General features: G+C 60.8%; 18 protein-coding genes. 8 read left to right on the top strand and 10 right to left on the bottom strand.

The features are described from left to right. Positions 1–3 precede the first annotated feature (3 nt). Positions 4–519 (top strand): metal-dependent hydrolase, encoded by a 516-nt coding sequence (locus QYH69_RS07230; protein WP_308831209.1) that lies wholly within the window; start codon positions 4–6, stop codon positions 517–519. Between the two features lie 78 nt (positions 520–597). Here the strand turns inward: QYH69_RS07230 and QYH69_RS07225 are convergent, their stop codons facing one another. The 9 genes from QYH69_RS07225 to QYH69_RS07185 all read right to left on the bottom strand — a co-directional run bounded on the left by QYH69_RS07225 (position 598) and on the right by QYH69_RS07185 (position 13,141). Then, entirely contained in the window at positions 598–888 is a 291-nt protein-coding gene (locus QYH69_RS07225; protein WP_308831208.1) for a PAAR domain-containing protein, read from the bottom strand. 107 nt (positions 889–995) lie between these two features. Next, a complete protein-coding gene (locus QYH69_RS07220) occupies positions 996–1,907 on the bottom strand; it encodes a hypothetical protein (RefSeq protein WP_308831207.1) in 912 nt (303 codons plus the stop codon). Continuing rightward, on the bottom strand, positions 1,894–2,406 hold the full coding sequence (locus QYH69_RS07215; RefSeq protein ID WP_308831206.1) for a hypothetical protein: 513 nt from the start codon (positions 2,404–2,406) through the stop codon (positions 1,894–1,896). The genes QYH69_RS07220 and QYH69_RS07215 overlap by 14 nt, the downstream gene beginning before the upstream one ends. A 13-nt stretch (positions 2,407–2,419) precedes the next feature. After that, positions 2,420–5,233 carry a lytic transglycosylase domain-containing protein gene (locus tag QYH69_RS07210; RefSeq protein WP_308831205.1) on the bottom strand — a complete coding sequence of 938 codons (2,814 nt, stop codon included), beginning with the start codon at positions 5,231–5,233 and terminating at the stop codon, positions 2,420–2,422. Positions 5,234–5,269: 36 nt separating this feature from the next. Further along, positions 5,270–7,615, bottom strand: coding sequence for a type VI secretion system tip protein VgrG (locus tag QYH69_RS07205; protein ID WP_308831204.1), 2,346 nt, complete (start codon positions 7,613–7,615; stop codon positions 5,270–5,272). Between the two features lie 469 nt (positions 7,616–8,084). Further along, positions 8,085–9,257: an FAD-binding oxidoreductase gene (locus QYH69_RS07200; RefSeq protein ID WP_308831203.1), complete on the bottom strand. Its 1,173-nt coding sequence runs from the start codon at positions 9,255–9,257 to the stop codon at positions 8,085–8,087. Between the two features lie 58 nt (positions 9,258–9,315). After that, positions 9,316–10,815 carry an aldehyde dehydrogenase family protein gene (locus QYH69_RS07195; protein ID WP_308831202.1) on the bottom strand — a complete coding sequence of 500 codons (1,500 nt, stop codon included), beginning with the start codon at positions 10,813–10,815 and terminating at the stop codon, positions 9,316–9,318. Positions 10,816–11,078: 263 nt separating this feature from the next. Next, on the bottom strand, positions 11,079–12,473 hold the full coding sequence (locus tag QYH69_RS07190; RefSeq protein ID WP_308831201.1) for a heavy metal sensor histidine kinase: 1,395 nt from the start codon (positions 12,471–12,473) through the stop codon (positions 11,079–11,081). Then, positions 12,470–13,141, bottom strand: coding sequence for a heavy metal response regulator transcription factor (locus QYH69_RS07185; RefSeq protein ID WP_308831298.1), 672 nt, complete (start codon positions 13,139–13,141; stop codon positions 12,470–12,472). Before QYH69_RS07185 ends, QYH69_RS07190 begins: the two co-directional genes overlap by 4 nt. Positions 13,142–13,286: 145 nt before the next feature. Here QYH69_RS07185 and QYH69_RS07180 point away from each other — a divergent pair, with 145 nt between their 5' ends. The 3 genes from QYH69_RS07180 (at position 13,287) to QYH69_RS07170 (ending at position 15,598) form a co-directional block, all read left to right on the top strand. Next, positions 13,287–13,922 (top strand): hypothetical protein, encoded by a 636-nt coding sequence (locus QYH69_RS07180; protein ID WP_075160209.1) that lies wholly within the window; start codon positions 13,287–13,289, stop codon positions 13,920–13,922. A 165-nt stretch (positions 13,923–14,087) separates the two neighbouring features. Further along, positions 14,088–14,738 carry a cytochrome b/b6 domain-containing protein gene (locus QYH69_RS07175; protein ID WP_308831200.1) on the top strand — a complete coding sequence of 217 codons (651 nt, stop codon included), beginning with the start codon at positions 14,088–14,090 and terminating at the stop codon, positions 14,736–14,738. Next, the gene (locus QYH69_RS07170; RefSeq protein WP_308831199.1) at positions 14,735–15,598 is read left to right on the top strand and encodes a molybdopterin-dependent oxidoreductase; all 864 of its coding nucleotides are present in this window, start codon (positions 14,735–14,737) and stop codon (positions 15,596–15,598) included. Before QYH69_RS07175 ends, QYH69_RS07170 begins: the two co-directional genes overlap by 4 nt. Before the next feature lie 32 nt (positions 15,599–15,630). On the opposite strand, the gene QYH69_RS07165 is transcribed toward QYH69_RS07170, so the two are convergent. Continuing rightward, on the bottom strand, positions 15,631–15,924 hold the full coding sequence (locus tag QYH69_RS07165) for a hypothetical protein (protein ID WP_308831198.1): 294 nt from the start codon (positions 15,922–15,924) through the stop codon (positions 15,631–15,633). On the opposite strand from QYH69_RS07165, the gene trpC reads away from it, so the two are divergent. The 4 genes from trpC to QYH69_RS07145 all read left to right on the top strand — a co-directional run bounded on the left by trpC (position 15,923) and on the right by QYH69_RS07145 (position 19,898). Continuing rightward, a complete protein-coding gene (gene trpC / locus QYH69_RS07160) occupies positions 15,923–16,714 on the top strand; it encodes an indole-3-glycerol phosphate synthase TrpC (RefSeq protein WP_308831197.1) in 792 nt (263 codons plus the stop codon). The genes QYH69_RS07165 and trpC overlap by 2 nt on opposite strands. Positions 16,715–17,139: 425 nt before the next feature. After that, positions 17,140–18,249, top strand: coding sequence for a catalase family peroxidase (locus tag QYH69_RS07155; RefSeq protein ID WP_308831196.1), 1,110 nt, complete (start codon positions 17,140–17,142; stop codon positions 18,247–18,249). A gap of 144 nt (positions 18,250–18,393) precedes the next feature. Continuing rightward, positions 18,394–18,942, top strand: coding sequence for an RNA polymerase sigma factor (locus QYH69_RS07150; protein ID WP_308831195.1), 549 nt, complete (start codon positions 18,394–18,396; stop codon positions 18,940–18,942). After that, entirely contained in the window at positions 18,939–19,898 is a 960-nt protein-coding gene (locus QYH69_RS07145) for an anti-sigma factor (RefSeq protein ID WP_308831194.1), read from the top strand. The genes QYH69_RS07150 and QYH69_RS07145 overlap by 4 nt, the downstream gene beginning before the upstream one ends. The last annotated feature ends 169 nt before the right edge of the window (positions 19,899–20,067 follow it).

Raw genomic sequence — 20,067 nt, 5'->3', positions numbered from 1 at the left:
GGGATGGCTTCGAGTGCTGCGCATCATGCAACCGGATGGGCCGCTGGCGCGATTGCCGCGGCAACCGTCGCTCATTCGGGTGCCGGTGGGCCGTATCACGTGTGGATCGCGATCGCGTTTGGCGCAGGCGTAACCGGCGGCACCGCGCCGGATTGGCTCGAAGTGGCGTGGTGGTCGCGCACGCGCAGACTCTGGATCACGCATCGTACGGCGACGCATTGGGGTGTCGCGTGGATTGCGCTGCTCGCCGCTGCTTATCATTGGCTTGGACATTATCCGGTCGCGGCGGCGCTGTTCGGGTTTGCGTGCGGCGGCGTCATGCATCTGCTCGCGGATTGGCCGAACCCGCTCGGCGTGCCGTGGATCGCTGCGCGTCATTCGTTGAACTGGTGGAATAGCGGGCGATGTGATTTGCTGGTGGTGGCGGCGGCCTGGGCGGGTGCGTGGTTTGTCGTGACGCGTTTGTGGGCGCATCGGTGGCATGACCCGCATTGGCTGAAGGCGATGGGGATCGGTTGACGTGTGTTTTCCCTTGAGCCGCAGTTCGTTGTGGAAACGCTTCAGCGCTGCGTCTCACGTGGGCGCCTCTTAGGTAGCTTATGCGCGAGGCCCGGAGCGATCCTGCGAGGCGATCAAACGCGGAGGCCCGGCGCAATTGCATACGCACCAGTCGCCGCTAAGCGCGGACTTCCGGCCGTCCGGGCCTTGATCTCGTGCGCCGCCTCCGGCGCACACGATGCGACCTGTGCTGTTGCATGCCGGGCAGTGGACCGGGTCGCCTTCGTAAGCGACGGCGCGGTTTTGCAGCATGTCGCGCCTGGAAGTGGCGGATACGCGGCCGCCGGCTGTGGTGGTGTCGCCGTCGCAGATGTCGTGGCGCAGGGTCATGTGGTTCTCGCAGTTGTTATCCGCCGGGTCGCAAAGTACTAACTCCTGGCCAGGTGGCACTCAATGCAACGGCCAATGGTTCGACTATCGGTGTTCCCCGTGCGTGCCTATTCGATCGAAAACGAGGGCCGCCCCGGCACCGGGCGCCTTCCAATCCAATCAGGGTTCAGGTTTTTTAAAGGATCCTGTAGCGGACGCGGAACAACGAAGGTTTCCCCCTCGAATTGCATGTCGTATCGATCCCTTGTCCACTCGCTGGTCGTTCTGTTGCAACTCCCGGTGTCCGAGTCGAAATATCTGGAATCGACGTTCACGACGAATTCTCCCTTTCCGCCGGCCCCAAACTTGTCCCACGCCACTAACGTTTTCACCTCTTTCCCCGTAAATTCACACTTGCCGTTGCCGCTTTGTTCGTACAGAGACATCAAAATAGGGCCTGCAATCATTTTCAACTGAATTCCGCGAAATACATACAGCCTCATCCATTCTTCATGGAACGGCTGCGCTTCCGACGTATTTTTGCGTGAATATCGCACGCCAAATGCATGTGCGGAATCGTCCATCTGGTAATCTGTTGTGTCGATCGTCACTCCAGACGATTCGAGCACCTCCGCATTGAATAAATCTGACTCATCAACGGAACCGATCACAAGATTTCTTTCCTCGTCGACGACTGAAACAATAAATGCGGAATGCTTGGGATATGACCCGCCCGTTACATAGCTCGTGTAAGGAATGACTATAATAGATAGCCCCGGGTACGCATCCCACGCTTTGCAAATATAGGGGGTGCTTCCGATGTTTGTCATCGAGATATCGTTAGCGCGAACCATCGAAGACCGTACGTTTTTCATCAGTCTTTCTACGGTATCATCCGAAAATTTTCCACAGGCAAATGCCGGATTACCCAGTATCATAAATATGATACCAAGCAACACACGGCTCGTTTTGCACTCTTTTAGTTTACAAAAAATGCTTCCCGCGGACACCGTGCACAAGTCCCAATTATTGAAGCTCATGTAATTTCTTCCTGACAGATCCAGCATTTTTATATTTGAAACTTGAATACTCCCCTTCATGCCTTCCTTCAAAACCAGAGCCAAAAATACGGGATAAAACTTCATTTCGTGAAAAGCGAGTTCCATGTTCCGATACATTGAAGACATGAATCTCATAGTAATCTGCGTCCGTATCAACGCCCGGAAGGTAGAAATGCCATTTCACTATCAATACAAGAAGTGGCCGCTCCTTGAATTTTCCTTTAAAAACACTGGCCACATCGGGCAATGCACTCCCCATCTGGCTGAACTCGGCAATGGCAACCCGATTGCCATCCGCCCCGATGAAATCAACGTTCACAATTTCCGGATCGGAGTCAATATGATTGATCTCGATAGCATCAGCTGGTGAAAATAACCCGATGTCCACCTTTTTGTGATCGTTCTGCACGAAGGGCGACAGCACTTGCGCATTAAGTGAAATTGAGATTAATGCGAGCGTTGCGGCAAACATTTTCATTATATGTGCCATATTAGATCTGCACATCACGAAACACGCCATTTCTGATAATCCATTTGAAATTATCGCGCCGCTGACCATAGCTATCCGATTTTTTATTTATTAGCGCCGTGATGCCATCAACCTTTTCGTCCACGTTCGAATGTGTCGTCTGATCGGCAATTTCGAACAATCGATGTGAAATCCAGTAGTAGATTCCGGAGCGGGTTCCATAAGTTACGCTGGAAAGCAAATCGGGATCCTTTTCAAAATCCGGAGCATCACCGGGCCAGTATTGCGAATAGGCTTTTGCAAAGGCTTTGTAATTGAAACGACCGGTGGTCTGTTTCAGACCTCTACCGCGATACTTCCAGCCATCGCCACTTGAAACTCCGCCATTACCGTTTTTTCCAGCATACGCTCGATTGGCAATAGCTTCAGCGTTGCCCGCAACTGGCGAGTGAGACCCGTAGGCTTCCGCCTCGGCTGGATTTTCCCTGAAATACCTGAACTGCGCCTTCAGCGTGTCCGGCCTGTAATAACGTAAATCTTCCTCCAAGGTGCAAGACGGCCCTGCTTCCTGCATGATTTGAGCAAAAAAATGACTCAGCCGCAGCTCCGTATTTAATTTATATCGTTCAGAATCAGCATTGATTTCCGCCGCGATTCCAGAAAGTCGCTCATCGGAAACAGCAGGCCTGGGCCATATCTCCCTCAGCATCTCTACTGTAACGACCGATTTACAGCGAAAATTCCCGACCAGCGCAATCGGATGAATATGATGGACGACAGGACTATCCGGAAAGCCCTCGACCTTACCGCGCACCTCATCCCACAACTGCAGCTTTCTGACCCGCTGCAGTTCGCACTCCCAGTTCTCCTGGGAATTGCGCATTAACGGTGTTAGCGCCTGCCAGCGCTCGACATTCCCGCCCCACTCGTTTTCATAGCGCAGCACGACATGCGCAAGCTGACTCGCCAGCTCGCGCTGAAACATTGCCCGCTGAATCTTCGCGGCTGTCACCTTTGCGCGGCCATCCGTGTCGAGATCCGGCTTGCTCCCATCCAGCGCGGGCACGCGCGCGACGACCTGTCCGACGCGACGCAGCAGTGCGCTCGCATTGACCGCCTCCTTCGACGAGGCGTACTCGGCCTTCTCGCGCGCCTGTGCGGAATCAGTCACGACAAGATTGCGCCGGAACGCATCGGTGAGCTTGATATCGGTCGCATCGACAATCTCGAATCCGGGCCAAGCCCATGGGCTCTCCCATCTCGTACCGGGATGGTCCTTTTCGCAAACCCATCGCCACGTCCGTCCACCGTTTCCCGCAGGCACGTGCAGCGCCCACCAGTGCACGCCCTGATCGTCGACGACACGGCTATCGTCCGCGAGACCATCGAGGTACGCGCGCGGCAGGATCAGCGACTCGTCGATCGTGGGCCCGTCAAGAGACTTCAACTGCAGCGGAAACCGTCTCCATGCGCGAAGGCCCTTCGGCGAATCGAGCTTGTCTTTATCGCTGCGCGCTATCCAGATCGGCTTCCCGTACGGGACGACAAACGTTGTAGACGGGTCGCGCCACAAAGGCTGCACCTTCATCCACGTCCCGCTCGCGGGGCTGTCGGCCGTCGCCGTAAGCTTCTCCATCGGCTCGCCATCCTGTTGCACCACGATGTCCGGCTGCGCCGGCACCACGAGCTTCGCGCCCGGCTCGATCATCAGAATCGTGCGATCGCTCGCGGGCAATTGCGCCGCGCGCGCCCGGCTTTTGGCGAGAAACGCAGCAAACTCGCCGCCCGCAAACACTTCCATATGCACGAGCGGCCGCACTGTCTTCGGCGGCAATGGCGTCGAGTGTTCGTAGTCGAGGAACTGGCCAATCTGTCCCAGCAGCGTGCCCGCCTTCACTGCAATTGGCTGCGGCGGAATCACCACACGATCGACGCCATCGGGCTCGCGCAACGGTTGTTGCGCATGCAGATTGATCCAGCCATAGTCAATACCGGCGGCGTGCTGGCCATTCCGACCACTGCTGCCGTGTTGCTCGCGCGGGCCGTTAATGCGCAATGCAATTGCATTGCCCGAGGTAACGGCTTTGACACGCCCCCATCCACCGCGCCGTTCACCCACCTTTATTTCGCTGTTCTCGGGCAGAAAAGCCGTTCTGGTGCCTGCGGTGAACTGCCCATGCGTCGTTGCAGTCTGCGGCTCCGTGAAGCAGAAGGCTCCGGCCGCACCACTGTGCTCGTAACGTTCCTTGCCCGTCACACGATACGTATCGACGCCGAGCCACCAGCCAGGGCGCGCGAGCTTCGCGTCTGCGTCATAGGTGCTCCAATCCGCCATATGCAAGGCCAGACTGAAAAACGTCAGCGTCTCATCGGCAGGCCGAGGTGCGGTGGTACCCGGCGCACGCGGCAGGGTCATGCGATGACGCGTCAGCACGAAGCCCGTCGAATAGAGCGCCCAGCACGAACCCTTCGTGAACTGAAGATGCGCATACGCGTGGTCCAGCCTGTAGGCAACGATCTCCCCGTCGGCGATCAGACGCACACCGCCCGACTGGTCGACGCTGGCCGCCGACCCCGCTCCGAAATGCACGCCCCCATGCGGAAAACCATTCACGGCGAGCGGAAAGTATCCGTCGTTCATCATGCCGAGCGCCTGATAGAACGTCTGCGGATCGGTCTCTTCGCCGCCGCGCTTGCATGGAAACGGATAGCACCACTTGAGCGCGGGCGTCCTGACCGGTTTCGCCGGTTTCGCGGATTTTGCCGTTTGCGCGGCAGAAGCATGCGGATGAGACGGCGTATGTCCGTGCGGACTCGATTTCAATGAAGTAGTCATGTCGACGATGCGAAAAGCGGCGTTGCGTTGAAGCGATCAACCGGAGAATTTCGAGCCGTGGCCATCGAGGTCGGACAGTCCATTTGCATGCGGCAACGAAGCGCGAGTCACCGCCCCATCCGGATCGACCCTGCTCCACGAATGCGCGCGCTCGACGTAATCGCCCGGCGTCGCATGCGTGATGCCGTGAGGCGTGATCTGGTAATACGAGCTGCCGCAACGGATCAGGATTTCCTTTTCCGCCTCGATCAGCACGCGCCCTTCGATGCTGCGGATATGCATGTCCCGCTGCGACGCGAGCTCGAGCTCGTCGCTTTGCGCCTGTATCCTCACCTTGCCGCGCGCGGCGATCAGCCCGATGCCGGACTGTTGCGAGAACAGCGACAAGGCCTCGCCCGCTGCAATCGCAATCTTTTGGATCGCACTGACGTTGAATGCGGACGATGTCGCCACGCTCACATCGCGGCGCGCCGATACCATTACGGGCCCATCGGTTGCCATGCCGATGCCGTGCGGCGCGGATATCGCGATCACCGCCTGCTTCAGGCTATCGAGCTCGTCCTTGAGCCAGCGGTTCTGCGCCTTGATGTCCGCGATCTCGGCTTTCGCCTCCGCGGCGATGTCGGCGAGCGCCTGCGCCTGGGCCTGGGTCAACTCGAAGCGGGCGGTCATGTGCTTCGTGTCGGCCTGCTCGCCGAGCGCATCGGCCTGCTTGTCGGCCGACAGATGCAAGCCTTCGCCGCCGCGCACATTACCCTTCAGATCTGTCCGCAGTTCGAACCCCGCCCCGCGCACATTTCCGTCGCGATCGGCCGTATGCCCGAGATTGAGCTGCGACTTCCCATGCTCGGTCGCAACCTTGATGTGCTCCTCGCCCTCGAAGTTGTCGAATTCGAGCGTGTTGTTCGCACGCGTTCGGAGCGTGTCGCGCGCGTCCCAGGGCCGGCCGGCGACGATCGGGTCCATGTGCTGAGCCGTGTGCAGCACCTGGCTGATATAAGGCAGATCCGGGTTGCCCCACATGAACGAGACGGTCACGACCGTTCCCTCGACCAGCCCGAAGTGAAAGCCCGTGCGCCCAGCGCCCGCGAACGGTTTCGCAAGCCTCATCGGGCAACTGTTCAGGCCCGGCGTGCGCGGGTCGCGGTCGAGATGGAGGTCGACGATATAGCGCCCCTGTTCGTCGATGTACGGGTCCTTGTAGCCGCCCGTCGATGCGATGCGTCCGGTCACCGGCCCCTGCACCCTTGGCCACGTCTCTTCAAGCAGCGGCAGACGGTAAAGCCGGTCCGACGGAATCGCGGTGAAGCCGACGCGATAGCCTTTGCCGCGCGAGGCGCCGCACGTCACGCGCACGGCGAGCAGGCCGTGTTTCGCGTCGGGCAGTTCGCGGTTCGATAGCTTCAACACGCTGCCTGGCGCGAGATCGAGCATGTCGCACGTGCCGCGATACTCGATCTGCGCGGCGCGTGATGCTTCGCCGCGCAGCCGCGCTTCGTCGCTGGCCTCGCCGGCGCTCAGGTACGGCGGACCCCAGATATACGCTTCGCCCGATGTGGTGGGGTCGTCGCGTATCTCGTAGCTGGCTTCCACCGGCTTGTCCAGCAGGCTTTCGGCGCTGAACGTGCGCACCGTGTAGCGCGTCGCGATTGTCGTCGCGCGTATCTCGAGCGAGTCGACCGATTCGACGCCATTGCTCTGCATGCCGCTGAACGGCTGCCACGCGACGTTGAGATTCGGGTCGCGGCGGTAGTGCGTGAGGTCGTCGCAAAAGCGCACCTTCTCGCAACGCCGGCCTTCGCCGCAGACGTACCAGAGCCCCGAGCGGCGGCACAGCCGCGTGATAAACGCGAGGTCGTCCTCGCCCCACTGCATGACGAACTCGCGCTTGCGGTAGGTGCGATACAGCGTCAGTTCGAAATCCGCGAGCAGTTTGTCGAAGCCGTTTTCGCGCAGAATCTGCGCGATGATTTCCGGGTCGCTCCTGTCGACGAAGAAGCGGCTTTTCGGGTTATTGCGTAGCAGCGCCATGCGCGACTCCAGCACCACTTCGTAACTGGACTCGTCGCGATTGCTGTTCAACAAGGCAAAACCGGTCGTCACGCCGAAGACGCGTCGCTCCGGCTCGGGATCGCTCCACTGCTGCTGCGGCGGCTGGATAATGAAGGTCGCCGGCTTGTTCAAATATTCGCTGCGCGCGAGATCGTGCCGCGGATGCGTGAAGCGGATCACATATCGCGTCGGCTCGCCGATCGCGCGCTGACCCTCGAACGAAAACACGTCGGCCTGCGCGCAACTGCGCGATTGCGGTATATCGAGGCGGTAGTACTGATGAGCGCCTGGACGCGACGACGCGTCCGGCGTGGCCGGCGGTAAATACACGAGTTTCTCTCCCCTTCAACGTCAGTCTCAAGCTAAATATCGCCTGATTGGTTGAAGCGGATGATACGGTCCGTTCGATGTGCGTTGATCGATGCACACACAATTTGACAACCGTCTTAAGAACGTCTGATAAGGACGCGCACTCTAGCTGTCGGGCTTCAGAGAAGTTAGGTAGCGGTTGCGAGAGATGTCGCGGTTATCAACAGATTCGCTTGATAGGCGTGTGCATAACCTGCGCATGACTCACGCAAGTGTTTGATGCATCGGAGATTCGTCGCCGTGCTCGTAATAAGCCAACGATCTCGGCGTCGCGGTCTGTGCTGGCGCTTACGTTATCCACAGTTCGTGTGGAAAAAGCCGTGGACATCCTGCGCAAGACTCGCGCAACTCCTTGACGCAATTGATGTTCGGCTTGCGCGCCGCAAACCGTGCAAGTTAGCCGTTCATGGCGAAGCACGGCGCTCGTCGTTCAGACAACGTTCTTCTCGACGAACGGACGATTCGCGAGCACACGGTCGAAGCCGAGCATCGACAGGTCGAGCGTCGTGTATCGTCCGTGCAGGATCAGCTCGCTGACTCCGCGGCCCGTCGCCGGACCTTGCTGCAAGCCATGTCCGCTGAAGCCGTTCGCGAAGATGCAGTTATCGACGTCGGGATGAAGACCGATGATCGCGTTCTGATCGAATACGTTGTATTCGTAATAGCCTGACCACGCATGCAGCACACGCAACGCCTCGAACTGCGGCACGCGATGCGCGAGCGCCGGCCAGATCACATCGTCGAACAGCGCATGGTCGACCTGATCGAGCGGCAGATCGTCGGGGTCGTTGTCCGCGCCTGGCGACGCGCCGCAAATATAGGTTTGGCCTTCGGGCCGGAAATACACGCCGCTCGGGTCGATCAGCAACGGGCACCGTTCGAGCCGCGCCGGTGAACTGACGTTGAAGATGCTGCGGCGACGCGCATACACGGGCAGTTCGAGGCCGAGCATCGTGGCGACGCGGCGCGACCATGCGCCGGCCGCATTGACCACCGTATCGCACGGATAGGCGGCGCCGCTCGCGGTCGACACTTGCGTCACGCGCCGGCCATCGCGAATCAGTGCGGTTACGTCGTCGGCAACGTAGCGCGCGCCCAGCGCCTGCGCCTTCTTGCGCAGCGCCTGCACGAGCCCATAGCCGTCGAACCAGCCTTCGCCGCTTTCGCCTAACGCGCCTGCCGCGAGGTCTTCGGTATGGAGCCACGGAAAGCGCTGCGCGAGCGCGCGTGGCTCGAGCAGACAGATATCGGCGCCAAGCCTCGTTTGCAGCGCATGATTGTCGCGCAGCGTGGCGGCGCCGGCTGGCGTCGCCAGGAACAGGTAACCGCCTTCATGCAGATCGATCGACGGCTGCGTACCGTCGAGCGCGAGCCGTTCACCGATCGAGCGCAGAAATTCGATACCGAATAGCGACATCTGCACCGACAGCGGCGTCGAGAACTGCTGCCGGATCGATGCGGCCGACAAGGCCGACGACGAACGCGCATAGCTCGGATCGCGCTCGATCACGGTCACGTCGACGGTGGGATCGGACACGCGCAGAAAATACGCGATCGAACTGCCGATCACGCCCCCGCCGACGATGACGACTTTCTCACTCACGCGTGCAGCTCCAACGGTGACAGCAATGACAAAGATAAGCGCGACGGCGCTTCGCCCATCAACCGAGATTGAAATCGATGCCTTGCGCGAGCGGCAGCGCGGACGAATAGTTGACGGTGTTCGTCGCGCGGCGCATATACGCTTTCCACGCATCGGAGCCCGATTCGCGCCCGCCGCCCGTTTCCTTTTCGCCGCCGAACGCGCCGCCGATTTCCGCGCCGCTTGGCCCGATGTTGACGTTCGCGATGCCGCAATCGCTGCCCGACGCGGACAGGAAGCGTTCCGCCTCACGCAGATCGGTGGTGAACACACACGACGAAAGCCCATGCACGGCCGCGTTATTCGCATCGACGGCCGCATCGAATTCCTTGTAGCGCATCACATAGAGAATCGGCGCGAACGTCTCCTTGAGCACGACCGCCGTCTGCGACGGCATTTCGACGATCGCCGGACGCACGTAGTAGCCGCCTTCATGTCCTTCGACTTCGACGCGCTCGCCGCCCGTCACCTTGCCGCCTTCGGCACGCGCCTGTTCCAGCGCGGCCTGCATTCGCTCGAACGAAGGCTTGTCGATCAGCGGACCCATCAAGGTGCCCTTTTCGAGCGGATTGCCGATCGGCACCTTCGCATAGAGTTGCTTGAGGCTTTCGACGGTCTTCTCATAGACGCTTTCGTGCACGAACAGCCGCCGCAGCGACGTGCAGCGTTGCCCCGCCGTGCCGACCGCTGAAAACAGGATCGCACGCAGCGCGAGTTCGCGGTCCGCGCTCGGTGTGACGATGCCGGCATTGTTGCCGCCGAGCTCGAGCAGCGAGCGGCCGAAACGCTTCGCGACTTCCGCGCCGACCGTACGGCCCATTTCCGTACTGCCGGTCGCGCTGACGATCGAGGCGCGCGGATCGGCAACGAGTTTCGCGCCCACCTCGCGTCCGCCCGTGACGACCGCCGTGAGCCCGGCCGGCGCATCGCCGAATTCGCGCAATGCGTCGTTCAGGATCTGATCGACCGCGATTGCCGTAAGCGGCGTCTTTTCCGAAGGCTTCCACACCACCGCATTGCCGCACACGAGCGCAAGCGCCGCGTTCCATGACCACACGGCCACCGGAAAATTGAACGCCGAAATCACGACGCAGGTGCCAAGCGGATGCCACGTCTCGGCCATGCGGTGACCGGGCCGCTCGGACGCGATCGTGAGGCCATACAGTTGCCGCGACAGACCGACCGCGAAATCGCAGATGTCGATCATCTCCTGCACTTCACCGAGTCCTTCCTGCAGAATCTTGCCGGTTTCGAGCGATACGAGGCTGCCGAGCGCCTGTTTCTTTTCGCGCAGCCGGTTGCCGAGCAGGCGCACGAGCTCGCCGCGCCGCGGTGCGGGCACGTTGCGCCACACGGCGAACGCCTGTTTCGCGGCGGCGAGCGCCGCATCGACTTCCGCGGCCGAGCGGTTCGGCGCGCGGCCGATCAGTTCGCCGGTGATCGGCGAATGCACGGCGATGTCGCCCGCTTGCACCGCTTCGGCAATGCCGAGTTCGGCGAGGATGGTCGAGGCGTTCATCTTGGCTCCTTTCTGAATTTCCAATACGAAACAAAAGACGGTCCGAAGACTATACACGCCGAGTTTTATGGCGACAAGGTGAATGACAGCGTCGCAGGCCGATCGACCTAATGCGGCTTAAATGCGCGAAAGGAAGGGTTTTCCCGAGTGACCGTGGATGCGGAACCCGCGCGGCGCTCCACCGGGCAAGATCGCGGCACATTTGTTTCCTATAAGAAATTATGCTGCGCCGGCGGAATTGGATGCACCGCGATTTTCCGCCGTTACGCGCGCGGGAAGTGCAATTCGAAGCGTACGATGCTCGGCGCCGGGCAGGACACCGACGCACTGCCGCCATGCAGATTCATGATGGCCTTCACGATCGCAAGCCCCAGCCCGCTCGACTCGGTAAATCTGCTGCGCGCCGCATCGGCACGATAGAAGCGGTCGAACAGGCGGCCCATCAGATCGGCGGGAATCTGGCCGTCGTTTTCGACGACGATCGTCGAGCCTCGTTCGTCCTCCTCGCCCTTCAGGCGGACGACCGTATCGTTCGCGCCGTAGCGCACCGCATTGACGACGAGATTGTTGATCGCCCGCCGGCACAGCATCGGGTCCGCAAACAGTGCACCGCGCGCGTCGACGTTAAAGCGTATGCCGCGCTCGTCGGCGATGCCTTCGAAGTATTCGGCGATCTTGTTGAGTTCGTCGGCAAGCGCGACCGGTTCGCGCGCAATGGCAAGCGCCGCATGATCGGCACGCGCGAGAAACAGCATGTTTTCCGCAAGATGGCCGAGCCGGTTCAGCTCTTCGAGATTCGATTCGAGCGTCTGCTGATACTCGTCGACGTCGCGCGTTTGCGCGAGCGTCACCTGCGTCTGGCCGATCAGCACATTGACCGGCGTGCGGATCTCATGCGCCAGGTCGGCCGAAAACTGCGACAGCCGTTGATAGCCTTCGGCAAGGCGATCGAGCATCGCATTGAACGCGTCGGTGAGCAGTCGCAATTCGGCCGGCGCCTGACGGCTGTCGAGGCGCACCGAGAGGCTGGTCGGGTTGATCTGCGCGGCACGCATCGCGATTTCGCGCACCGGGCGAAAGCCGCGCCGCAATACGCCGTGCGCGAGCAGTATCGCCGCGAGTGCGCCGGCGAGCGTCGCGAGAACGATCCGGTCGCGATACTCGGCCAGAACGTGCGTCTCGCTCGTCAGCGGATGGCCGGCAATCACGGTAACCGGTTCGCCGTCCTCGCGGGCAAGCGTCGTCGCGTAGGTCCAGTGCACGCGCACGCCGTTGGGCAGCGACGTTTCGCTGATGCCGGCAAGGCGCGGCTGATGCGCGCGCGAGTCGCCGAGGTCGGGCACCGGCAGACGATCGGGATTGACGTCGATAATCGGCGGCTCGCCGGGGCGGCGAAAAATCAGCACGTCCTGCTCCGCGCCGAGCATCGATTCGAACAGCAGCGGCCGCGCTTTCAATTCGTTGACGGTGTACATCTGCCGTGCGAGCCGGCTGAAATGCTCGGCCCGGCTCATCAGCGCAATATCGGCGCGATGTTCGAGCGCAATGCGCTGCGAATGATAGAAATACGCGCCGAGCGCGGCCGTCACCGAGCACGCGATCAGCGCGAACAGCACCGTCGTGCGGAAGATCAGCGAACGCGTCGTCCAGAGTTTCATGAACCGTCGTCGAGCGTGTAGCCGATGCTGCGCACCGTATGAATCAGCTTCTTTTCGAACGGATGGTCGATCTTCGCACGCAGCCGCTTGACCGCCACGTCGACCACATTCGTATCGCTGTCGAAGTTCATGTCCCACACCTCCGATGCAATCTGCGTGCGCGATAGCGCCTCGCCCTGCCGGCGCACGAGCAGATGCAGCAGCATGAACTCCTTGTTCGTCAGCGGAATCTCGACGCCTTCGCGAGTCGCCTTCCGGCGCAGCACGTCGAGCTTCAGGTCGGCCACCTGAAACACGTCGCTTTCGCGCATCACCCCGCGGCGCAACAGCGTGCGGATGCGCAGCACGAGTTCGGTGAACGAAAACGGCTTGACGAGGTAATCGTCCGCACCGAGCTCGAGGCCGCGGATGCGGTCGCTTACATGATCGCGCGCCGTGAGGAAAATCACCGGCACATCGCGCTTTGCACGTAGCGACCGCATGATTTCCCAGCCGTCGATGCCAGGCAGCATCACATCGAGCACGACGAGGTCGTAGGAATGTTCGAGCGCCATATGCAGGCCATCGGTGCCGGTTCGCGCGAGATCGACCGCATAGCCGCTTTCGCGCAACCCTTTCTTCAGATAGTCGCCGGTCTTCGGATCGTCTTCGATCACGAGAATGCCCATATCGCCTGTTGTCATCAATTTTCCTCCCGGGATTCTATGCCGCGCTCACTTCTCGTTCATGACGTTTTTGTCATACATCGGTCACCTTCAGGAGCCACTGAGACTATTACGCTGCTCGGATTCTCAACAACCGGTAAGGCAACAGATGAAGCTTGTTCCAGGCGGTTTCATGCGCAATATCGTCGCACCGGCGCTGGCGGCCGGCGCGTTTCTCGCCGCAGGCCCGGCTGCCTATGCGCAAAGCGCGCAACAACCGACCGGCGTGCGCGGCACGATTACGTCGTTTGCAGGCGACGCGCTCAAAGTGCACACGCGCGACGGTAAGGACCTCGACGTAAAGGTCCCGCAAGACACGCCGATCCGTGCAGTCACGCTCGCGAAGATCAACGAGATCAAGCCGAACAGCTACATCGGCACCGCTGCGATCCCGCAGGCGAACGGCACGCTGAAGGCGCTCGAAGTGCATGTGTTCCCGGAAAGCATGCGCGGCACCGGCGACGGTCATCGTCCGTGGGATCTCGGCCAGAACAGCTCGATGACGAACGGCACGGTCGGCAACGTCAAGGTCAGCAACGGCCGCACGATTACCGTCAGCTACAAGGGCGGCGAGAAGAAGATTTTCGTGCCGGAAGACGTGCCTATCGTCGACCTCGAACCGGGTGACAAGTCGCTGCTCGTACCGGGTGCGAAGGTCGTGCTGTTTGCGCACAAGGAAGCTGACGGTTCGTTGACGGCGAATTTCATTTCCGCGGGTAAGAACGGCGTCACGCCGCCGATGTAAGCGACGCCGCAAGCGGCATCGCAATCTCGGCAGACAGGAGAAACGCGCGCGCCGCGATGACGCCGGCCGCCTGACCCGCTCGCTTCGGGGATGGCCGCCGGCTTCGCCGTTTCATCGGCCGAATGTCGGCCGGCGATCAATCGATTCAAGCGGGACACACATTCGATGGCAGAAAAACCGCCTGAGGGCACGCGTACGCAACGCGTCGTCGTGCACACGCTCGTCGTGCGCATCACGCATTGGGTCAACGCATTCGCGATGGTCTGCATGGTGATGAGCGGCTGGGCAATCTACAACGCGTCGCCGCTCTTTCGGTTCAGATTTCCCGAATGGGCGACCGTCGGCGGCTGGCTTGGCGGCTCGATCGCGTGGCATTTCGCCGCGATGTGGCTGCTCGTGGCGAACGGCATCGTTTATCTGATGCATGGCCTTGCGACGCGGCATTTCCGCAAGCATTTCCTGCCCGTCTATGCGCGCGACGTGCTGCGCGACTTCGTGCGCGCGGCGACCTTCCGTCTGCCCCACGAAACGGGCGTCTACAACGCAGTACAGCGGCTACTGTATATCGTCGTGCTGCTGCTCGGCGTGCTGCTCGTCGCGTCGGGACTCTCGATCTGGAAGCCGGTGCAGTTCTACTGGCTCGCCGACTTCTTCGGCGGCTACGACTTCGCGCGGCGCGTGCATTTTGCCGCGATGGCCGGTGTGGTCGGCTTCGTGGTCGTGCATCTTGCACTTGTCCTGCTTGTTCCGCGCACGCTGCCGTCGATGATCACCGGCCGCGCGCGACGCGTCGTTCATGGAGGCACCGACGCATGAGTTCTTCGCGCAAACCCATCGACCATAACGTGAGTGCGACAGGCGCGGGCGCCGCCCGCGATCCCCGCGATCCCCGCGATCCCCGCGATCCCCGCGATTCCCGCGCGCAGCCGCTGCGCGAGCGCATCGTACTCGCCGATCACAGGCCGCAGATCGAACGCGTCGAACGGCGCCTTTTCCTGCGCTCGTCGCTATCGCTCGGCGCGCTCGCGATGCTGTCGGGCTGCAATATGCAGGACGGCGATTCCGTCGACAAGGTCTTATGGGCCATGTCGCGCTGGAACGATCGCGTACAGGCGTGGCTTTTCGACCCGAACCGGCTTGCGCCAACCTATTCCGCAAGCCAGATCACGAGGCCGTTTCCGTTCAACGCGTTTTACCCCGAGTACAACGTGCCCGATATCGACGGTTCCGGCTATGCACTCGAAGTGTCGGGCCTTGTCGCCGATAAAAGCGACTGGAATCTCGCACGTCTGCGCAAACTGCCGCAAACCTCGCAGATTACGCGGCACATCTGTATCGAGGGATGGAGCGCGATCGGCGAATGGCGCGGCGTGCCGTTTCGGACGTTCCTGCAGCGCATCGGCGCCGATACGAGCGCGCGCTATGTCGGCTTCAAATGTGCGGACCACTATTACACGAGTCTCGACATGGCGACCGCGCTACATCCGCAGACCCAGCTCACGCTCGACTTCGGCAGCGAGCCGCTGCCGCCGAAATACGGCTACCCGCTGAAGCTGCGTGTGCCGACCAAGCTCGGCTTCAAGAACCCGAAACATATCGCGGCGATCTTCGTGACCAACGAATATCCCGGCGGTTATTGGGAAGATCAGGGCTATAACTGGTACAGCGGTTCGTGACGTCCGCCGCACGCATGCGGGACTGAATCGCGTCATTCGCCCGTTTCGCGGGCGCGATTGAGCCGCATGCCGCAAATCGGCCTGCTTTGCACCATTGCATTTCGCTGGAATATCGGGCGCGTACGGCTGTTCAAATAGACGACACGCCTGTCAAGGATGTGCGACTCAAGCCAATCCCGATTCATGGCAGGCAAATCGAATTGCGCTTGCGATTTGCCCGAACACTCCATGTCTTTCCTTCCCGGCATTGGCTTCCATTCGTGCACGGCGTGTCGGCGCGAACGAACCGTTTTATTTTTTACCTTGAAGCCCAGCGAGATCACCATGTCCGATGTTCTGACCAGAATCATTTCCGTCAAGCGCGAAGAGATCGCCGCAAACCGGCAAGTGAAGCCAATCGAGGTATTGCAGCGCGAAGCACAGGCGCAGCCCGTGCGCGACTTCGTCGGCGCGCTGCGCGCAAAGCATGCGAGCGGCCTGCCCGCGGTCATCGCGGAAGCAAAAAAGGCAAGCCCGTCCAAAGGACTGATTCGCGACCCATTCGAACCCGCGCAGATTTCCGCGTCGTATCAGCGTCACGGCGCGGCCTGCATGTCGGTGCTGACCGACCGCAACTTCTTTCAGGGCTCGCCGGCGGATCTGACCGCCGCGCGCAACGCCTGCAACTTGCCCGTGCTGCGCAAAGACTTCATGGTCGACCCGTATCAGTTCCACGAGGCGCGCGCGATGGGCGCCGACTGCATTCTGCTGATCGCCGCGGCACTCGAACCCGCGCAAATGCGCGAGTTCGAAGCGCTTGCGCATTCGCTGAAGATGGCCGTCCTTGTCGAGGTGCATTCGCGCGATGAACTGGACGTTGCATTGACGCTAAAAACGCCTCTGGTGGGCATCAATAACCGCAATCTACGCACTTTCGAGGTGACGCTCGACACCACGCTCGGCATGCTGCGCGACATTCCGGAAGACCGGATCGTCGTCACCGAGTCAGGCATTTTGCGCCCCGCCGATGTCGAAAGGATGCGCGATGCGGGCGTCGACACGTTCCTCGTCGGCGAAGCGTTCATGCGCGCGCAGGATCCAGGCGCCGAACTCGCGCGGCTATTCTTTAATGCGTAAGTCAATCGCGTCGATAAAGAATTGCTAATTCAATTTCCGAAACAATCAAGACGAAAAACGCTGCCGGATGTCGCTGTCCGGCGCGTGCGGAACTAAACAAATGAGCCTTTGGCACTAAACAAGCCGACAGAAATGAATGTGCGGGGCGTAAAGCCCGAAAGCGCTTGAGCATCTTTAAGAGCCTGATTCGTTCGCCCTCCATCGCATTCGCCGTCTTTAATCCGAGCCCTAATTGAAATGCGCCCAGGACGCTGCATGGAGGACGGCGCTCGGCTATACTGATCCGCTTGATTGCGCGCTGAACGACGCTCGCTGCTTGATAAGCGCGGGTTAGCGTCGAAAGGTCCTGGCGGGTCCTCGCCCGATGCGATGCATTGGGCCATTGCCCCGACGAACCGAAGGCCGAGCCAGGCTGGAAATTATCGATGGCAAAAACGTTCGACTACCTGAATAAAGTGTTGCGCGCGTCGCAGGCAGCATGGGCTTCTCCATCGCTTCTGCTGCGTTACGCGATCATCGTTGTCGCGATCGGCGGGATTTCGTTCGCATATGCGTTCTCCGCGGGCTGGGTCGGTTGGCCCATTCATCGCGCGCCGCTTTCGGCCACGCGCATCGTCAATTCATTTGAATCCGTAACGGGCCCGCACCCGGGTTTTCGCCGTAATCACGCTAAAGGTATTTGCGTCACTGGCCGATTCGAAAGCAACGGTGCGGGCACTGCGCTTTCTCGCGCCCACGTGTTCGCGCCTGGCGTGATTCCCGTCGTCGGACGCTTTTCGGTACCGGGCACGAATCCGACCGTAGCCGACGGAGAATCGCGCCTACGCAGCCTCGCACTGCGTTTCGCGGTTCCGGACGCAGAGGAGTGGCGCACTGCGATGAACTCGGCGCCGATTTTTTCCGTGAGGACGCCGGACGAGTTCGTTGCGGAACTCGCGGCCCATCGCGTGGACAAAGCAACCGGGAAGCCGGATCCCGCCCGCATCGCCGCGTTCGAGGCACAGCATCCTGACGCGCGCGCATTTCGTGAATGGAACAGAGCACATCCCGCTTCGTCAGGCTTCGACAACGCGACTTACTACAGCGTCAGCGCATTCCGCTTCGTTAAAGCGGACGGCACTTCGCGATACGTGCGCTGGAGCATGGTGCCCGACGCTGCGTACGAGCCCGTCGATGCGACGCAACGCCGCGATCCGGATTTCCTCGCGCATCGGCTCGTCAACACGCTGGGTCGCGGTCCGTTGCGCTGGCATCTGATGCTCGCGGTCGCGCAGCCAGGCGATGCGATCAACGATGCGACGAGGGTTTGGCCGCAAACGCCTGATCGCGAGCGCATCGATGCGGGCACACTGGTTATCGACCACGCAGCGGCGCAAATCGATGGGCCGTGCCGCAACGTCGATTTCGATCCGCTGGTTTTGCCGGCCGGTATCGAGCCGTCCGCGGATCCGCTGCTGGCTGCGCGCTCGGCCACGTATTCGGAGTCGTTTTACCGGCGCATGTCGGAAGAAGTTCGTTACTCAAGCAAACGTTAGCGTTAGAACAAGCAATGCTCAGCAAACTTTATTACGAGAAGTTAAACTCGTATGTTGCCGTGTGTTCCCATCTACGGCCGCACCAAGCGTCGCCTTGGACGACGCGTTTCGATTACTACAAGGGACAAACGAGGAACTCCGTCGATGACCGACGCAGACTTACCCAGCCTCCTGCCGGGCATGCTGCCGCGCCTGTGGGCGTTCGCGCTGCGCATCACCGGTGATCAGCACGATGCGGAGGATCTTGTTCAGCGCGCGTGCGTGCGCGCTCTCGAGCGTGCTCATCAGTTAAGGCCCGGCACGGCGCCGCTTAGCTGGATGTTTTCTATTGTGCATTCGACCTGGATCAACGAGTTGCGCGCACGCAGCGTGCGCAGCCGCTCCAGCATGCAATGGGACGACGCATTGCTCGAAACCGTTGCCGACCCGGCTGCACGTTCGCCTGAAGATCAAGTGATGAACGGACAGATCATTGATGCGGTCTCACGCTTGCCGGAAGCACAACGCGTCGTTATGCTTTTGGTTGCGGTGGAAGGCCTGAGCTATAGCGAGGCTGCAGAAGTCCTCGAGGTGCCAGTCGGAACGGTCATGAGCCGTTTGTCGCGGGCACGCCAGGCCATAGGTGCGCACTTCGGCGTGCGGGAAGGCCAGAAAATGAAGAACACGGTTAAGAGCAAGGGCGAAGTGTCATGAAACTGGACGACATGCTACTCATGGCGTATGTCGACGGTGATCTATCGCCTATCGAACGTCAGGAAATCGAAAAGGAGATTGCGGCCTCTCCCGAAGCGGCGGAGCGTGTGGCGCTGTTTTCAGCATCGCGTCTGCCGTATAACGATGCGTTCGCCGACCAGAAGCTGCCTCCGGTCCCCGAAAGCCTGACGAAAAAAATCGAAGCCCTGGCGCGCGCGCATACGGCGCCGGCCAGCACTGCATCTGCGTCATCGTCTACCTCCCAACCTGTGTCGTCGGACCGCAGCGCGAATGATGCGCACATCGAACATGGCGCGAAAATGCCGCCGTCTGCGCCCGTGCGTTCGCGAATGCGTGTCGCGCCTGCGTGGCTTGCGGTGGCGTTCGTGGCAGGCGCGTTCTGTTTCGGCGGGGTATTGCGTCTCGCACCGGGCCTCAACCCTGCACAAAGCACGTTGACCACCGCATCGAACGGTCCTTCGACGTGGATTCGGGCAGTGGTCGATTATCAGAAGCTTTATTCGCGCGAAACCGTTGCGTTCGGCCCCGTCGACACCGAGACGTCCGCACAAACGGTCGCGCAGATTCGTCAAGACGACAAACTGTCGTTGCGCGTGCCCGACCTGAGCTCTGCCGGACTCACGTTCAAGCGCGTCACGCGTCTGCGTTTTCAGGGCAAGCCGCTCGTGCAGATCGAGTACTTGCCTCCGGAAGGCCCGCCGGTCGCATTGTGTGTGATGAAAGATATGCGACCGGACGTGGCAGTCGCGCAGGCGACCGTGTCCGATATGAAAGTCGTCACGTGGCGGCAGGACGAGTTGCACTACGCACTTGTCGGCGGGGAGAACAAGGGCCTCGACCTGATGGCGATCGGCAAGCAGATCTCCGGACAAGGCGTCGATCAGCTGTTCGGCAAGGCCAATTCGGCTTCGGCGGGGCACCGCACGCTCGGCTAGCCCGCTCTTCTTCCATATCTGTGCCACCAGAAACGCTTAGCCGATCAGGCCTTCCCGCTTTCGGCCAAGCGGTTACGTCGGCTCACACCATCCGTTTCGTCAATCGCGGCGCGCGCGAGCACAAAAAAGAAGGCGATGACGCGCATGCGCCATCGCCAATGGGAACACC

This window comes from Paraburkholderia sp. SARCC-3016, from assembly GCF_031119615.1.
GTDB lineage: Bacteria > Pseudomonadota > Gammaproteobacteria > Burkholderiales > Burkholderiaceae > Paraburkholderia.
Note: the sequence above shows the minus strand (reverse complement) of the source record. Positions and strands in the feature narration are given on the sequence as shown.

Excerpts from the sequence above, each read along its gene's own strand:
- trpC (WP_308831197.1), top strand. The coding sequence starts at position 15,923 with ATGTCCGATGTTCTGACCAGAATCATTTCCGTCAAGCGCGAAGAGATC.
- QYH69_RS07150 (WP_308831195.1), top strand. The coding sequence starts at position 18,394 with ATGACCGACGCAGACTTACCCAGCCTCCTGCCGGGCATGCTGCCGCGC.
- QYH69_RS07185 (WP_308831298.1), bottom strand. The coding sequence starts at position 13,141 with ATGGGCATTCTCGTGATCGAAGACGATCCGAAGACCGGCGACTATCTG.
- QYH69_RS07155 (WP_308831196.1), top strand. The coding sequence starts at position 17,140 with ATGGCAAAAACGTTCGACTACCTGAATAAAGTGTTGCGCGCGTCGCAG.
- QYH69_RS07190 (WP_308831201.1), bottom strand. The coding sequence starts at position 12,473 with ATGAAACTCTGGACGACGCGTTCGCTGATCTTCCGCACGACGGTGCTG.
- QYH69_RS07170 (WP_308831199.1), top strand. The coding sequence starts at position 14,735 with ATGAGTTCTTCGCGCAAACCCATCGACCATAACGTGAGTGCGACAGGC.
- QYH69_RS07230 (WP_308831209.1), top strand. The coding sequence starts at position 4 with ATGGCTTCGAGTGCTGCGCATCATGCAACCGGATGGGCCGCTGGCGCG.
- QYH69_RS07195 (WP_308831202.1), bottom strand. The coding sequence starts at position 10,815 with ATGAACGCCTCGACCATCCTCGCCGAACTCGGCATTGCCGAAGCGGTG.
- QYH69_RS07145 (WP_308831194.1), top strand. The coding sequence starts at position 18,939 with ATGAAACTGGACGACATGCTACTCATGGCGTATGTCGACGGTGATCTA.
- QYH69_RS07165 (WP_308831198.1), bottom strand. The coding sequence starts at position 15,924 with ATGGTGATCTCGCTGGGCTTCAAGGTAAAAAATAAAACGGTTCGTTCG.
- QYH69_RS07215 (WP_308831206.1), bottom strand. The coding sequence starts at position 2,406 with ATGAAAATGTTTGCCGCAACGCTCGCATTAATCTCAATTTCACTTAAT.
- QYH69_RS07210 (WP_308831205.1), bottom strand. The coding sequence starts at position 5,233 with ATGACTACTTCATTGAAATCGAGTCCGCACGGACATACGCCGTCTCAT.
- QYH69_RS07175 (WP_308831200.1), top strand. The coding sequence starts at position 14,088 with ATGGCAGAAAAACCGCCTGAGGGCACGCGTACGCAACGCGTCGTCGTG.
- QYH69_RS07180 (WP_075160209.1), top strand. The coding sequence starts at position 13,287 with ATGAAGCTTGTTCCAGGCGGTTTCATGCGCAATATCGTCGCACCGGCG.
- QYH69_RS07220 (WP_308831207.1), bottom strand. The coding sequence starts at position 1,907 with ATGAGCTTCAATAATTGGGACTTGTGCACGGTGTCCGCGGGAAGCATT.
- QYH69_RS07225 (WP_308831208.1), bottom strand. The coding sequence starts at position 888 with ATGACCCTGCGCCACGACATCTGCGACGGCGACACCACCACAGCCGGC.